The organism is Paenarthrobacter sp. NPDC089675 (assembly GCF_044749185.1).
Taxonomy (GTDB): Bacteria; Actinomycetota; Actinomycetes; order Actinomycetales; family Micrococcaceae; genus Arthrobacter.
In genome coordinates, this window is the sequence record NZ_JBIVHM010000007.1 from 143,313 (window position 1) to 157,767 (window position 14,455).

Below are 14,455 nucleotides of genomic sequence, written 5' to 3' on the forward strand. Positions count from 1 at the left end.
CAGGTACTACCCGGACGGGTGCATGAAAAAGGGGCGGCCACCGAAGTGACCACCCCTTTTCATGACTTGCTAGTTTCCGACGCGGAAACGGGTTACTGCGGTTGCCTTGACGCCGGCTTCCTCGAGGACCTGTGCAACGGTCTTCTTGGAATCCTTGGCGAATGCCTGGTCAACCAGGACTTCACCCTTGTAGAAGCCCGTCACGCGGCCTTCCACGATCTTGGCGAGAGCGGCTTCGGGCTTGCCCTCGGCCTTTGCGGTCTCTTCCGCGATACGGCGCTCGGACTCAACGAGTTCAGCCGGAACGTCCTCACGGGTGAGGTAGTTCGGGGCCATTGCAGCTACGTGCACGGCGATGTCGTGTGCGGCGGTGGCAGCAGCTTCGCCTTCACCGTCAACAGCGAACAGGACGCCGACCTGGGCCGGGAGGTCCTTGGAGGTCTTGTGCAGGTAAGCGTCAACGGTGGTGCCCTCAACGCGGGAGATACGGCGGACAACGACCTTTTCGCCGAGGACAGCGCCCTCTTCGATCACGACGTCGGCGAGCTTCTTGCCGTCGACCTCGGTGGCGAGCAGGGTCTCGAGGTCGGCAGCGCCGGACTCGACGGCAACGTTGAGGACCTTGTCAGCCAGCTGGATGAACTTGTCAGCCTTGGCAACGAAGTCGGTTTCGCAGTTGACCTCGATCATTACGCCAACGCCGCCGTTGACCTTGGCAGCAACCAAGCCTTCAGCGGTGGAGCGGCCTTCGCGCTTGGTAGCACCCTTGAGGCCCTTGATGCGGATGATTTCGATGGCCTTCTCGGCGTCACCGTTGGCCTCGTCAAGAGCCTTCTTGACGTCCATCATGCCGGCGCCGGTGCGCTCACGCAGGGCCTTGATGTCAGCAGCAGTGTAGTTCGCCATGTGAACCCCTCTGTCTAGAAAATTTATGTGTTTACGTAACTGAAGGACGGCAACCCACCCAGGTGGGCCGCCATCCTGTCAGTTGACCCCTACGCAGTTGCCTGCTTCAGGGAAGGTCCGGAGTTACTTGGCTTCGGCTTCGCCGGCTGCAGCTTCGGGAGCCTCGGCTGCTTCAGGAGCCTCAGCGGCGGCTGCTTCAGCCTTGCTGCCTTCGAGGAGCTCGCGCTCCCACTCAGCCAGCGGCTCTTCGGGAGCCTCGGTGGTGCCGGTTGCGCGCTGGTTGCGGGCGATGAGGCCCTCAGCAACGGCGTCGGCAACAACGCGGGTCAGCAGGTTGACGGAGCGGATGGCGTCGTCGTTGCCCGGGATCGGGAAGTCGACTTCGTCCGGGTCGCAGTTGGTGTCCAGGATGGCAACAACCGGGATGTTCAGCTTCTTGGCCTCGTCAACGGCAAGGTGTTCCTTCTTGGTGTCAACAACCCACAGAACGGAAGGAGCCTTGGTCAGGTTGCGGATACCACCGAGGTTGGACTCAAGCTTGGTGAGTTCGCGCTTGAGGAGCAGGAGCTCCTTCTTGGTGTAGCCCGAGCCGGCGACGTCCTCGAAGTTGATCTCTTCGAGCTCCTTCATGCGCTGGATACGCTTGGCAACGGTCTGGAAGTTGGTGAGCATACCGCCCAACCAACGCTGGTTCACGTAAGGCTGGCCAACACGGGTAGCCTGCTCGGCAATTGCTTCCTGAGCCTGCTTCTTGGTGCCGACGAACAGGACGGTGCCGCCGTGGGCGACAGTAGCTTTGACGAACTCGTAGGCGCGGTCGATGTAGGACAGCGACTGCTGGAGGTCAATGATGTAGATGCCGTTGCGCTCGGTGAAGATGAAGCGCTTCATCTTCGGGTTCCAACGACGGGTCTGGTGTCCAAAGTGGACGCCGCTGTCAAGCAGCTGGCGCATGGTTACGACGGGCATGCCGACGCTCCTTCCGGCAGGTCATTCATGAGAGAGCCCATGGGGCTGCTCTTACCCTGCCAATAGTTGACGGTTGTTCAGCCGCTGCCCGGACGGGCGCGGCTCCTGGCATCCTTTGCACTTCCCATCCGGCATGGGTTCATGGCCGGACCGCAGGAGGCACAATCCTCCGCAGCCTGAAGCCACAAGGCTTCGCTGGTGGAGGGCTGGATACGCGTAGTCAGCCTGAGGCCCCCGCACATCTGAATGAGACATGCTCCTGAAAAAGCTTGAGGGCACAGCAAACTGCTCCACCCAGTGTACTACAGCGAACCAGCGGATCTGACCCACGGCGGGGGCCGGTTGTCCACATACAAGACCTCGGACCTGCCCCTTGCAGTCCGCTCCCGAAAGGCTTGGTCCATGACCTTCCAAAAGCCAATCACAGTGCTTCTCGCCGCGTTGCTGGCAGGCCCGTCAGGAACCCCGGCGCCGGCACAGGATCATTGGGCCTGGCCCCTCTCCCCCAAACCGGAGGTCGTGCACAAGTTCGACCCTCCGGACAAGCCGTGGCTCAGCGGGCACCGGGGCGTTGACCTCGGGATAGCGCACGACGCCGGCCCTGGCACCACTGCGCAGGAGGTCACCGCGCCGGCGGACGGCGTGGTGACCTTCGCCGGCGTCGTTGTTGACCGGCCCGTCCTCACCATTGACCAAGGGGATGGATTGCGGAGCAGTTTTGAACCGGTGGACAGCGACCTGAGGCCCGGAGACAAAGTCACCAAGGGACAAGTGATCGGCTCGGTCCCGGACGGCCATGTGGGATCGGAACACTGCGCGGACGCCTGCCTGCATTGGGGCGTCCGGCGGGGAGAGGATTACATCAATCCATTGACGCTGGTTGAAGACCTGCGCCCCTCCATCCTGTTGCCGCTCGGGTGAGCAGCGAGGAGAGAGGGGCGCAGGCGGGCAAGCAAGGGCGAAAAGATCAGACGATCGCCGAGACTCCGGTAATCGCGCGCCCAGTGACCAACGTGTTGATCTCGTAGGTGCCCTCATAGGAGTAGATTGCTTCCGCATCGGCGAAGATCTTGGCCATGCCGTAATCGGCGACAATCCCGTTGCCGCCGAGGATGCTTCGTCCGAGCGCCACACTCTCCCGCATGCGTGCCGTGGTGAAAGCCTTGGCCAGTGCCGACTGCTCATCCCTGGCGACCCCGGCATCTTCCAACTGGGCCAGGCGGACCATCATGCCCATTGATGCGACTGCGTTTCCAAGAATCCGGACCAACTGGTCCTGGACCAGCTGGAAAGCCGCCAACGGCCTGCCGAACTGCAGCCGCTCCACGGCATAGCTGCGGGCGACGTCGAAGGCAGCAAGCTGAAGGCCCACAGCCTGCCAGGCAACGGCCAAGCGGGTTACCTTCAGGACCTTGTTGGTATCGCGGAAGCTGTTGGCATTGGCCAGCTTGAAGAAGTCCGGCACCACTACGCTGTCCAAGGTGATGTCCGCGTTCTGAACCGTGCGCAACGAGATCTTGTTCTCGATCTTGCTGGCCGCGTAGCCCGGCAGGGAGGTGTCCACCAGGAAGGCCTTCACCTGATTGTCGGCAACATCCTTGGCGTAGATGACCACCCAGTCGGAGAAGGTGGCGTTGCCGATCCAGCGCTTTGCGCCATTGAGGATCCAGTTGTCACCATCGCGGCGCGCGGTGGTGCGGGTGCCGCCGGCAACGTCCGAACCGCCAAGCGGCTCAGTCAGGCCGAAGGCACCGATCTTCTTGAGGGAATAAATGTCCGGCAGCCAGGCGTCCTGCTGCTCCTGCGAGGCCAGCGCTTCAATGGAGCCCGTGAAGAGGCCGTCATGAACTCCCATGAAGGTGGCGATCGATGCGTCGGCCCGCGTCACTTCGGCATGGAGCATGCCGGCGAAGAGGTTGGAGTAGCCCTGCCTGCGCACCGGGCTCACCAGGTCCAGTTCAGCCAGCTTGGGGATCAATTCCATGGGGAACTCCGCACGGTTCCAGCAATCAGTGGCAATGGGCTTTACCTCGCGGGCAAGGAACTCGCGGACTTCCGCCAGGCGATCCTGCTCCTTGCCGGTCAGCATCTGCTCGAAGGCGTAGAAGTCCCCGTCGGCGTAGGGAAGGTTTGCGGGGTCAATGGAGGGGTTGGGCATTGTCTCTCCTTTACGGGAGTGGTCCACAATGACCACATCGAGTCAGTAAAAGTTACCGGTGAGTATATGTTACTGATGAGTAACTTACCCCAATCGACATGGAACCCGCAATGGCGCCGGACAGCAAAGGAGCCGTAGCCGACGCTTCGCGTCAACCACGGCTCCCGTGAAATGTAGGGCTACTCGGACTTGAACCGAGGACCTTAGGATTATGAGTCCCGCGCTCTAACCAGCTGAGCTATAGCCCCGTGTTGCCCGGCCGGGCCGCATCAAAGCGGGCCAGCCAGGCAAAGCACTCTAGCAATACTAATAGCTGGGAAGGAGTGCTTTGGTCACAACACCTTGTCGTCGTAGCTTGCGCCCCTGTAGAGGTCCTCGAAAGTCTGCAGCGTGCCGTTGATGCTGTGCGGCTCCACCATCTCGCGGCTGACCTTGCCCATGGCCCGCAACTGGTCCTCGGGAAGCTCAACCAGTTTGGTGATCTTGGCCGCGAGCTCGGTGCTGTTGTTCGGCGTGAACAGGAAGCCGTTTTCGCCGTCGCGGACCAGGTGCGGCAGGGCCATGGCATCCGCGAGGAGCACGGGAGTGGAGGCAGACATGGCCTCGAGTGTCACCAGGGACTGCAACTCCGCCGTACCTGGCATGCAGAAGATATCGGCCTTGATGTACGCCTCGCGTAATTCCTCATCGCTGGCCAGACCCAGGAACTTCACGCGGTTGCCCAGGCCGAGCCGGGCCACTTGTGCCTCCAGGGCAGGCCGGACCTCGCCGCCGCCAACAATCTCCAGGTGCACGTTCAGTTCACGCGGAGTCTTTGCGATTGCATCGATCAGCACGTCAACGTGCTTCTCCTCGGCCAGCCGCCCGGCGAAGAGGACAGTGGGGTGGGCATGGGGTTCGATCGTTTCGCCGGGCTGCAACTCGTAAGCAGCCGAATCGATGCCGTTGGACAGGGGCAGGACTTTCCGGAGGAAGGCATGCTGGTGCATCGCCTTGGCGGCGAGGGGTGTGGGCGTGGTGACCACGTGCGCCTGGCCCATGACCTTGCCCATGTCTTTCCACGAAATCCGCCCGACGATGTCCTTGAACCACTGCGGGAAGGGCAGGAAGGGGTTCAGGTTTTCCGGCATGAAGTGGTTGGTGGCAACAATACGGATGCCCCGTTTCACGGCCTCGTAAAGCACGTGTTCGCCGATCATGTAGTGGCTCTGGATATGGACCACATCCGGCTGGACCTTGTCGAACAGCAGGCTGATTTCCTTCTTGATTTCCCAGGGGAAGCAGATGCGGAAGTACTCGTGGGTCGGCACGCTGTGTGAACGGAGACGGTGGACGGTGGCTTCATCCCTGAACTCGGTGAAGCTCTTCCCTTTGTCCTGCCGGCAGGCCAGTACGTGCACGTTGTGACCGCGCGCCGTCATTCCCTTGGCCAGGCGGTAGCCGAACTGGGCTGCACCGTTGACGTGGGGCGGGTAGGTATCCGCCGCTATCAAAATGGTGAGGGGTTTGTTGGTGTCGGGAATGGTCACGATGGAGAACTCCTGATGGTCACGGTGCGGACAGCATGAGAGGTGGCAATGCTGCGGTGTCGCCGGTTTTGCCTTACCGCGGAGGCGGTGGCGCAAGATGCTGCACTGCCCTAGGCCTTCCGGCTTGGTCCCTTGGCGTCCTTCTTGCGCTTGGTGACTTCCGGGTGATGGCGGCTCAGGGCAATAACCCCCACGATAGCAAGGACGGCCGCCGCAGCCATGGAAACGGCCATCACGGCGTGGACATCGGGACGAAGCTCACCAAGGATCACAATGCCGATGGCAATGCCCACCATGGGGTCGATCACGGTCAATCCGGCGATCACCAGGTCCGGCGGACCACTGGAGTAGGCACTCTGCACGAACCAGGAACCCAGGCCTCCAGCGGCGGCAATGGCTATCAGGGTGTACCACTGAACGTTGAGCAGGAAAAGCCCGTTCGGATCAAGCAAGTGCTTGCCAATGATGCGGGTCAACACGGCCACGAAGCCGAACAGCACCCCGGCACCGAGGATGTAGATGAAGGCACTCATCCGGTGCTTGAAGAGGACGGCAAGGGTACCGAACAACCCCACCGCCAGTGCCAGGAGCAGCACGATGGTGAGCTCGTCGTCACCGCTGACGTGGTGGTTCTCCTGGGTGACAAAAACGGCCAGCAACACGAAGAGCGCCGAGCCCGTCACGCAGGCGGAGATGGCGACGACCGTGGCCCGGTTGATGCTGAGCCCCTGGTCCTTGGCGTTGACCACGGTGGTGATCACCAAAGCGATGGCGCCGATGGGCTGGACCACCGTCAGCGGGGCGGAGACGAGGGCGATGGCATTGGAGGCCATGCCAAGGCAGAGCAGCAAAAGCCCGAACATCCAGCGCGGATTGCGAAGGAGTCGAAGGAACCCGTTGGAGCTGAGCGCCAGTCCGCCGGTATCGGCTTTGACTGCGCTGCCCTGTCGCTGGGCACCCACGGCAAGGAAGAATGCACCAAGTACCGCCAAGGAAACCGCAAGCCAGACCATCAACCGTTCCCGCCGCCGTCGGACTGCAGTTCTTTGCCCTTGCGCAGGATGGCCCAGAAGTAGTTCCAGGCAGCAATCCAGTGACCCACCAGCCCGAGGGTGAGGAAGGTCCACGCGGCTGCAAAACAGACGTCCGCGAGCGGCACCTGCAGCTTCGAAAGAACCAGCAGCGGCGTGCCCACCAACAGCAGGGCGGTGCGGATCTTACCGATGATGCTGACCGGCAGGTCCGGGTGGCTGCGGAAGTAAATCAAGGAGGCGATGGCCAGGATGGCATCCGGCACCACAAGCGCGGCAAGGTACCACCACTGCACGACGCCGGCGATCGCCAGGGTCACGGCAACAGCTATCAGGGCGGCACGATCAGCCATTGGATCCAGGACGCGCCCGAGCTTGGACGTCTGGTCGAAGCGCCGGGCGATGTAGCCATCCACCCAGTCGGTGCTTCCCATGATCACGAGGACCAGCACGGCGAAGCCGTATTCCCTTTGCGACAGGACCAGCCACACGAACAAGGGAACGCCCATGAACCGGAGGACCGTCAGGACGTTGGGAACCGTGAAGATGAGGTCATGGTCCACTTGGGGACGGTCAGCGCGTGAACCGGCACCGATCAACCGCATGATGTCCCCCTTCCTCGTTTCCATGTTCCCGATGCGCCAGAGTGCTGCCACGCCAGCAGCTCCCGCTACATCTTCGGCAGCTTGCGCTACTTCTTCAGCAGCTTTCGCAGGGCAACCACGAAGACGGCGGCGGCCGCAGCGAAAGCCACGAGATCCTTCCACCGGGAGGCTATCCGGCCCGTCAGGTCTTCAGACACGGATTCGTTGACCGCAGCAAACCTTGCAGCGGCGTACTCGCGACCTTCCTGAAGTTTTTGGCCGGCGCTGTCCAGGAGTGCCTGGCCTTGCTTCTTGACGTCCAGTTGCTCGCCCAGTTCATCGCGTACGCCGGTCAGGTGCTCGCGTCGCTTATCCAGGCGGCGACGCAGTTCGGCCTCGGTGGGCGCCTTGGCGGCGTCGGCTTCCTTGGCCGCATCCTTGGCTGCCTTCTCCGCCTTGGCTTTCTCCGCTTCGGCCTGCTTCGCGGCCTTCGCTGCCTTGGCTGCCGGCGAGTTCGGATCCAGGATGGACTCGTCGAAAGCCGAACCTTCCTTGGCAATACCGAGATCGTGCTTGATGCCGCGGATGGTGTCTTCCGGCACGAGGGGCATGGCCTTCTTGAACTTGGCGACGCCGATCAAGGCTCCCAGGGCCACGATGATGAGGAAAACGGCTGCAACGATCAATGCCGCCAACCAACCGGGCATGATCGTGGCGAGCCCGAGGATGGCGGCAACCACCAGGGCAATCACCAAGAGTGCCAGGAAGACCACGGCGACACCGAAGAAAGCACCGGCAACGCCCACCTGGGTGGCCTTGCGTTTGAGCTCCACCTTGGCCAGCGCAATTTCGTCATTCAGTTGCCTCGGGGCCAACCGGGCAACAAGCTTGAGGGTCTTCGGCAAAGTACGGATAGCCGGGCCTTTACCGGTCCGGCTGGTGTGACGTCCACTCATGGGTTCCGCCTAACTGCTTCCTCTGGGCTTCGTGACGGGCGAACGCGGGCAAAACGCACGCCGCGGGCACCTGTCCTCAAAACTACCATTCAGGTTCCGGCTCGACTTCCGCCGCCAACAACGCGGCGCGCCCAAAGGTCATCCATAAATATGATGTGACGGCCATAGGATAGATGATCGTGACGCACACCACCGCTCCAGGAGATTCCCTCAGCCGACGCGAGAAGCTTGTCTACATCCTCCTCCTTGGCGCATTGACTGCCCTTGGACCGTTTACGGTGGACCTTTACCTCCCCGCATTCCCGGCTTTGGAGGAAAGCTTCGGCGTGTCGGCAGCGGCGATCCAGCTCACACTGACGGGTACCACAGTCGGTTTCGGTCTCGGCCAGTTGGTAGTGGGCCCGTTCAGCGACAAGTTCGGCCGGCGCCTTCCCCTGATCCTGGCCACCGCCCTGCACATTGGTTCGTCACTGGGGGCCGCCTTGTCCACGGATATCGGGCTGCTGTCCCTGTTCCGCGTCCTGATGGGAATCGGCGCAGCGGGCGGCGGCGTGGTGGCAATGGCCATGGTCCGTGACCTGTTCCACGGCTATGCGATGGTTCGAATGTTCTCGCGGATGTCCCTCGTGAACGGACTCGCACCCATCCTCGCCCCCATCATTGGATCCCAGTTGCTGCTGGTGTTGCCCTGGCCCGGAATCTTCTACTTCCTGGCCTGCTACGGCAGCCTGGTGATCCTCGCTTCCATCTTCTTCATCAAGGAGACCCTGCCTGCGGGACGGCGCGGGACATCGGACATCACCGTTCGCCAGCGTTACAAGAAGGTCCTGACGGATCGTATTTTCGTGGGCATGCTGATGGTGGGAAGCCTGAACTTCGGTGGCCTGTTTGCCTATCTTTCGGCCTCAACGTTCCTCTTCCAGAACATCTACCACTTCTCGCCGCAGCAATACGGCATCCTCTTCGGCGTCAACTCCCTTGGCATTGTTGCAGGCGTCCAGATCAGTTCGCGCCTGATCCGGCGGGTTGCGCCGCAGTGGATCGTTGCGGGTGCCACGTTGACCCTGCTGCTGATGGCCGCACTCATCATTGTGCTGGACCTCCTGCACGTCGGGCTTTGGGGCATCCTTATCCCCTTGTGGTTCTACATCTGCGCCACGGGTTTCATGTTCCCTTGCGTCCAGGTTCTTTCGCTTGCCAACCACGGGGCACAGGCCGGAACAGCTGCTTCCATGCTTGGCGCCGCGCAGTTCCTGATGGCAGGGATCGTCCCTCCGGTGGTCGGCTGGCTGGGTGTCAGTTCCGCGGTGCCCATGGGCTCCGTCCAAGTGGTCTGCATCGCCGGGGCAATTGTTGCTTTGTGGCTGGTGGTCAGGCCGCGAACCGTCCCCTCCATTCACTAGGGCCCGTCCGCACGCCGAAACGCGTGCCCCTCCAAGCACCGTAGGCTGTTCACCATGACGAAAAAACCGCACCGCAACGGCCGGGGGCTGTTCCTCGGTGCCGTGCTGGGCGTCGTCGTCGGAGCTTTGCTGGGCCGTGTGGCTGGAAGCGCCTTGTTCGGCGCCCTCCTGGGAGCGGTCATCGGATCCGCGTTGCTCTACCGTGTGAACCCCGGTCCCTGGAAACACGACTAGCCGGACCTCCCCTTCGGTGGCCCGGCAGGGCAGAATGGTGGCCAGCCGGGATTACCCGCGCTTGCCGCTGGAGGGGACATCGCATGAGGACGGCTCTGGGTCACAAGAGCACCACCCGAGGTCTACGGGCCCTCCGAAGACTGCCGGTAGCCGTGGGGCTCATCATCGTTTTCCTGGCCTTGGGCGCATTTTCAGCAGGCCTCGTGGCCGGACCCGGCGAACCGCTTCTGGAGCAGGTGGGATTGGGCCTGGCAGTGGAGCCTGGGCCATGGTGGTCGATCTTCACCTCGGGGTTCTTCGCGACTTCGCTGCTGGATTACCTGGCCTGCACCTTGGCAATCCTGGTGGGAGTGGGGATTGCCGAACGGACCATGGGGCCTTGGTTGGCCCTGGCTTCGTTCGTAGCCGGAACTGCGCTCAGTGCTTTGGTGGTGGTGGCGCTGGTGGAGTTCGGCACAGACAACAGCGACCAATGGCTCAGCTTCCTCGGCGGCGAATACGTGGTTGGCGCCTATGGTGGCGCCGCGGCTGCTCTGGGATGTTCGACGGCGGCGCTTGAGGCCCTGTGGCGACGTCGAATCAGGACGTGGTTGCTGGCTGCAACGCTGATGTTCGCCCTGTTCGTGGGTGTGGCGCAAACCCTCCAAGCGCTGGCCGGAGCCGTGATCGGCATCCTTGCGGGCTGGGCGGTCCAGTCGCTGCTCCTGCGGCGGCGCGCGGCATCCTTCCATTCGTCGAGTCTTCGGGAGACCCGGTTCCTGGTGGGAACAGTAGTGGGCGTCTTTGCCTTGGGTCCCCTCCTGACACAGTTGACGGGCACGCTGGAAGTCGGGCCCCTCTCCGTGGTTTCGCAGGTCATGTTGCAGGCCAGTCCCACCGTGGACGAGGTCCAGGAAGCCTGCGACAACGACAAAAGCTGCGTGACGCTCCAGAGCATCGTTGGTGTGCGGAGCTTTGGCGCCACCATCCTTAGCGTGATTCCTGTCCTGTTGCTGCTGGTGTGCGCCGAAGGGCTGCGACGCGGTCGCCGCCTTGCGTACAGGCTGACGCTGGCTATACAGCTCTACCTGGCAGGAGTCACTGTTTTCACGATTGTGCAGTACGTGACGGACCCGGAAGTAACCTTGGGCAGCGAAGACACGGGATTCCTCCTGCTGTATGCCGTCCCGGCCATCCTCGCCCCGCTCATCATCGCGTCACTCCTGTGGGGAAACCGCCACAAGTTCCGGGTAGAGTCCAGCGACGCCGGCTACCGCATCCTCGGCGTGACCACCCTGGCCATGACCACTGCCGCGGTGACGCTGTACATCCTCTTCTGGTTCATGGAGGGCAATCCGGACCGTTCAACCCCGTGGGACCTCGTGGGCCAGTTGATGCATATCCTGGTTCCTTTCCCCCTGCCGTTCGTCACTGAGCTCCCCCAGGGCTTGTTCAGTACTGTCATCTACGGACTGGGAGGCGTCGTCATCTGGCTGGCCATCCTCTTCCTTGTCCTCGGCAACTTCCAGCGGTTCCGCGCTTTGGCGACCGACCCGGAAGCAGACCTCGGACACGCCCGGGAATTGATCCACGACGGCGGCGGCTCGCTGTCGTGGATGGCGCTGTGGGACAACAACCGGTACTGGTTCACCCGGGACCGGAGGGCGGGCATCGCCTACCAGGTCCATAATGGCGTGGCCCTGACAGTTGCCGGCCCGTTCGGCGTGAGGCAACACCATGCTGATGCTGCGACAGGATTCCTTGCACATTGTGCGTCCTTGGGCCTCACACCATGTTTCTATTCGGCGACCGACGAGCTCGACGAACCACTTCTCGCCCGCGGCTTCCGCAAGCTGGAGGTGGCCGAGGAAACCCTCTTGAATGTCCGGACCATGACATTCAAAGGCAAGGAATGGCAGAACGTCAGGACCGCCCTTAACCGGGCGGACAAGCTCTCGATCAGGGACCGCTGGCACCACTACAACCAGATGCCGCCGGGGATCCGGGCGCAGTTGTCCGAAATCTCCGAAGAGTGGGTGGCAGACAAGGCGCTCCCCGAAATGGGGTTCACCCTCGGCGGCCTGGACGAACTGAAGGACCCGGAAGTGCTGTGCTGCGTCGCGGTGGACGACGACGGCTTGGTCCACGGCGTCACCAGCTGGCTGCCGGTTTTCACGGACGGCGTCGTGACTGGTTGGACCCTGGACTTCATGCGCCGACGCACCACGGGTTTCAAAGGCGTCATGGAGTTCCTGATCGCCTCCGCCGTCACTCATTTCAGGGAGGACGTACCGCAGATTTCCCTGTCCGGTTCCCCGCTGGCCAACGCGGCCGATGTCCCTGCCGAAGGCGACCACAGCACCTTGGACCGGGTCCTCGCCCTCCTGGGCAATGCGCTGGAACCGATGTACGGTTTCAAGTCACTCGCGGCATTCAAGTCACGATTCCAGCCCGAGCACCGGACGCTGTACATGTACTACCGGGACCCGTTGTCGCTTCCGGCAATAGGTTTGGCGGTCGGCTCCGCCTACCTCCCCGGGCTCTCCCCCACGCAGAGCGCAGGCCTGCTGCGGCAAATGGTGGCAAGGGAGCCCGCCGCATGATCGCGGGACCGGAACAGTCGCAATGAACGAGCTCCTGAAACTCGAAATCACCGGCCCCGTGGTCATGACAGTCGCCGTAGCGGTGGGGGTCGGAATGTTCCTGCTCCTTCTCCTACGCCCGTCCTCGCGCTGGACCGTCACGGCAATCCTGGGCATCGCCGCGGCCGCCGTCCTTGGGTGGCTGACCGTATGGCTGGTGGAGGACGTGCTGGATGTTTTCCATGTGGGCCTCACTCCCAGGGTCTGGTTCTGGGCCATCAGCGGGTTCGCCGCGCTGGGACTGGCAGTGGTCACGTTCCGGCACAGCCCCCGGTGGCGGAAAGTCGCCGCGGCGTTCTCCATCCCGGTCTTCGTGCTGGTGAGTGCGCTTGGAATCAATATGGAGTTTGGCCTCAACAACACTTTGGGATCCGCTTTGGGCATTCCCACCCAGGACCCCATCAAGCTGGCCAAGCCAAACCCCGACGAGCGTGTCCCTTCCGGCCCGCTGTGGCGGAACTGGCAGCCGCCGGCCAACATGCCTGCCGCGGGAAAGGTGGGCACCCAGGTCATCCCTCCCACGGATTCAGGCTTCAATGCCCGCCCCGCGGGAATCTATCTGCCTCCGGCAGCCCTCACCGCCAATCCTCCGAAGCTGCCGTTGTTCGTGCTCATGATGGGGCAGCCCGGCCTCCCCGACCCGCAATACGTTGCGGCAGCCCTGGATGACTTTGCCGCCAGGAACAACGGACTGGCCCCGATCGTGATCGTTGCGGACCAGATCGGACCCAATGAAGACGACACTCTCTGCCTCGACACTCCCACGTACGGGAATGTGGAGAAATACATCAACGTGGACGTGGTGAACTGGGCCAAGGCAAACCTGAATATCCTTCCTGACCGGGACCACTGGACCATTGCCGGGTACTCCAATGGCGGGCAGTGTGCCATTTCATTTGCCGTGAAGTATCCGCAGATGTGGGGCAACGTGGTGGACATCTCCGGGGAGGAATATCCCGGCGCAGAAGACCCGGCGGGGAACCTTGCGGACATCTTCGAGGGAGACCAGGCGGCGTACAACGCCCAGATGCCCATCAACATCATGAAGGGGAAGCAATTCCCGGACACCACGGCGGTGTTCACGGCGGGATCGGACGACGTGGTCTACGTGGCCGCTGCCAAGGCTGTCTCGGCTGCTGCCAAGGCCGCCGGGATGCACGTGACCTATTACGAGGTGCCGAACGGCGGACATGTGGGGATCGCCCTGAACGCGGGCCTGGCCAAGGGCTTCGAGGTGTTGTACCCCCGGCTGGGTCTATCGCCCTGAAATGCGTCCCCCTCGCCGCACCCGCCCCTGTTGCGCATACGGCGCGGACGATAAAGTTGATATGTGCCACATTGGCAAGAGCTGCAGCCGCTTCCGGCACCTTGGCAGCGACGGGATGAACGCATCCTGCCGCTGTGGTGGGACAGGCTGTGCTCCGTGACGAGCCCGCAATCGGCAGCCCTATACGCGGCAGGTCTCTTCACGGACGACAGGCGCCGACCCATCGCCCAGTGGTACAACCCCGACGCCGATGCGGCCCTGCTGGTGGCTCCGGAAACTTCCCCCGAGTGGCCTGTCCAGCGCTTCGGCATTTTCTACGCCCCACCCGGTGGTGGCTTCACCCGCGTCTACTCAGCTCCCCACGAGTGGCATCCCAGGGATCCCAGAACGCCGCCAACGGAACAAGAGGCCTTCCTGGCCGCAGTCGGGGAAGCCTCGCGTTTCCTGCAGGTGGAAATGGACTTCGTGTAAAAAAGAATCCCGCACCAGCAGCAGGCCGGTGCGGGATTCGTGCGCTCCTCCGACTGGACTTGAACCAGTAACCCTTCGATTAACAGTCGAATGCTCTGCCAATTGAGCTACGGAGGATTGAAGCGGTAATTAGCTTAACAGGGCCGGGCCGAAAAACGAAATCGGACCCCATACCCCCTGGGGGTATAAAAAATCCCCCCGTTCCGCAGTCGCGGAACGGGGGGATTGCACGCTCCTCCGACTGGACTTGAACCAGTAACCCTTCGATTAACAGTCGAATGCTCTGCCAATTGAGCTACGGAGGATTGAAGCGGTAATTAGCTTAA

General features: G+C 62.4%; 13 protein-coding genes and 3 tRNA genes. 6 read left to right on the forward strand and 10 right to left on the reverse strand.

Annotated elements, in window-relative coordinates; all coding sequences use genetic code 11:
* Positions 1-69: 69 nt before the first annotated feature.
* Both tsf and rpsB read right to left on the reverse strand, forming a co-directional pair.
* Positions 70-906, reverse strand: coding sequence for a translation elongation factor Ts (gene tsf / locus ACIPY2_RS15885; RefSeq protein ID WP_400267350.1), 837 nt, complete (start codon positions 904-906; stop codon positions 70-72).
* 123 nt (positions 907-1,029) lie between these two features.
* A complete protein-coding gene (rpsB, locus tag ACIPY2_RS15890) occupies positions 1,030-1,875 on the reverse strand; it encodes a 30S ribosomal protein S2 (RefSeq protein WP_400267351.1) in 846 nt (281 codons plus the stop codon).
* A gap of 402 nt (positions 1,876-2,277) precedes the next feature.
* Between rpsB and ACIPY2_RS15895 the strand changes: the two genes are divergently transcribed.
* Positions 2,278-2,796, forward strand: coding sequence for a M23 family metallopeptidase (locus ACIPY2_RS15895; protein WP_400267352.1), 519 nt, complete (start codon positions 2,278-2,280; stop codon positions 2,794-2,796).
* A gap of 46 nt (positions 2,797-2,842) precedes the next feature.
* On the opposite strand, the gene ACIPY2_RS15900 is transcribed toward ACIPY2_RS15895, so the two are convergent.
* From ACIPY2_RS15900 to ACIPY2_RS15925, 6 genes are all read right to left on the reverse strand, one after another.
* Complete coding sequence (locus tag ACIPY2_RS15900) at positions 2,843-4,033, reverse strand: acyl-CoA dehydrogenase family protein (RefSeq protein WP_400267353.1); 1,191 nt, start codon at positions 4,031-4,033, stop codon at positions 2,843-2,845.
* Positions 4,034-4,207: 174 nt separating this feature from the next.
* Positions 4,208-4,281: transfer RNA gene (locus tag ACIPY2_RS15905), tRNA-Ile, on the reverse strand.
* Positions 4,282-4,365: 84 nt separating this feature from the next.
* Entirely contained in the window at positions 4,366-5,562 is a 1,197-nt protein-coding gene (locus ACIPY2_RS15910) for a glycosyltransferase (RefSeq protein ID WP_400267354.1), read from the reverse strand.
* Positions 5,563-5,672: 110 nt separating this feature from the next.
* On the reverse strand, positions 5,673-6,575 hold the full coding sequence (locus ACIPY2_RS15915) for a DMT family transporter (protein ID WP_400267355.1): 903 nt from the start codon (positions 6,573-6,575) through the stop codon (positions 5,673-5,675).
* Positions 6,575-7,198 carry a CDP-alcohol phosphatidyltransferase family protein gene (locus ACIPY2_RS15920; RefSeq protein ID WP_400267443.1) on the reverse strand — a complete coding sequence of 208 codons (624 nt, stop codon included), beginning with the start codon at positions 7,196-7,198 and terminating at the stop codon, positions 6,575-6,577. Before ACIPY2_RS15920 ends, ACIPY2_RS15915 begins: the two co-directional genes overlap by 1 nt.
* An 86-nt stretch (positions 7,199-7,284) precedes the next feature.
* Positions 7,285-8,133: a phage holin family protein gene (locus ACIPY2_RS15925; protein ID WP_400267356.1), complete on the reverse strand. Its 849-nt coding sequence runs from the start codon at positions 8,131-8,133 to the stop codon at positions 7,285-7,287.
* 173 nt (positions 8,134-8,306) lie between these two features.
* Here ACIPY2_RS15925 and ACIPY2_RS15930 point away from each other — a divergent pair, with 173 nt between their 5' ends.
* From ACIPY2_RS15930 to ACIPY2_RS15950, 5 genes are all read left to right on the forward strand, one after another.
* Complete coding sequence (locus ACIPY2_RS15930) at positions 8,307-9,536, forward strand: multidrug effflux MFS transporter (protein WP_400267357.1); 1,230 nt, start codon at positions 8,307-8,309, stop codon at positions 9,534-9,536.
* Between the two features lie 54 nt (positions 9,537-9,590).
* Entirely contained in the window at positions 9,591-9,770 is a 180-nt protein-coding gene (locus ACIPY2_RS15935; protein WP_400267358.1) for a hypothetical protein, read from the forward strand.
* 152 nt (positions 9,771-9,922) lie between these two features.
* Positions 9,923-12,352 (forward strand): bifunctional lysylphosphatidylglycerol flippase/synthetase MprF, encoded by a 2,430-nt coding sequence (locus ACIPY2_RS15940; protein WP_400267359.1) that lies wholly within the window; start codon positions 9,923-9,925, stop codon positions 12,350-12,352.
* Between the two features lie 22 nt (positions 12,353-12,374).
* Positions 12,375-13,658 (forward strand): alpha/beta hydrolase, encoded by a 1,284-nt coding sequence (locus ACIPY2_RS15945; protein ID WP_400267360.1) that lies wholly within the window; start codon positions 12,375-12,377, stop codon positions 13,656-13,658.
* 63 nt (positions 13,659-13,721) lie between these two features.
* Positions 13,722-14,129 (forward strand): hypothetical protein, encoded by a 408-nt coding sequence (locus ACIPY2_RS15950; protein ID WP_400267361.1) that lies wholly within the window; start codon positions 13,722-13,724, stop codon positions 14,127-14,129.
* 44 nt (positions 14,130-14,173) lie between these two features.
* Here the strand turns inward: ACIPY2_RS15950 and ACIPY2_RS15955 are convergent.
* Together ACIPY2_RS15955 and ACIPY2_RS15960 are read right to left on the reverse strand one after the other, a co-directional pair.
* A tRNA-Asn gene (locus tag ACIPY2_RS15955) sits at positions 14,174-14,246 on the reverse strand.
* A 115-nt stretch (positions 14,247-14,361) separates the two neighbouring features.
* Positions 14,362-14,434: transfer RNA gene (locus ACIPY2_RS15960), tRNA-Asn, on the reverse strand.
* Positions 14,435-14,455: the final 21 nt, after the last annotated feature.

What these genes read in the sequence shown, in the direction of transcription:
- ACIPY2_RS15925 (WP_400267356.1), bottom strand. Translation starts at nt 8,133, where the DNA reads ATGAGTGGACGTCACACCAGCCGGACCGGTAAAGGCCCGGCTATCCGT.
- ACIPY2_RS15930 (WP_400267357.1), top strand. Translation starts at nt 8,307, where the DNA reads ATGATCGTGACGCACACCACCGCTCCAGGAGATTCCCTCAGCCGACGC.
- ACIPY2_RS15935 (WP_400267358.1), top strand. Translation starts at nt 9,591, where the DNA reads ATGACGAAAAAACCGCACCGCAACGGCCGGGGGCTGTTCCTCGGTGCC.
- ACIPY2_RS15920 (WP_400267443.1), bottom strand. Translation starts at nt 7,198, where the DNA reads ATGCGGTTGATCGGTGCCGGTTCACGCGCTGACCGTCCCCAAGTGGAC.
- tsf (WP_400267350.1), bottom strand. Translation starts at nt 906, where the DNA reads ATGGCGAACTACACTGCTGCTGACATCAAGGCCCTGCGTGAGCGCACC.
- rpsB (WP_400267351.1), bottom strand. Translation starts at nt 1,875, where the DNA reads ATGCCCGTCGTAACCATGCGCCAGCTGCTTGACAGCGGCGTCCACTTT.
- ACIPY2_RS15895 (WP_400267352.1), top strand. Translation starts at nt 2,278, where the DNA reads ATGACCTTCCAAAAGCCAATCACAGTGCTTCTCGCCGCGTTGCTGGCA.
- ACIPY2_RS15945 (WP_400267360.1), top strand. Translation starts at nt 12,375, where the DNA reads ATGAACGAGCTCCTGAAACTCGAAATCACCGGCCCCGTGGTCATGACA.
- ACIPY2_RS15915 (WP_400267355.1), bottom strand. Translation starts at nt 6,575, where the DNA reads ATGGTCTGGCTTGCGGTTTCCTTGGCGGTACTTGGTGCATTCTTCCTT.
- ACIPY2_RS15900 (WP_400267353.1), bottom strand. Translation starts at nt 4,033, where the DNA reads ATGCCCAACCCCTCCATTGACCCCGCAAACCTTCCCTACGCCGACGGG.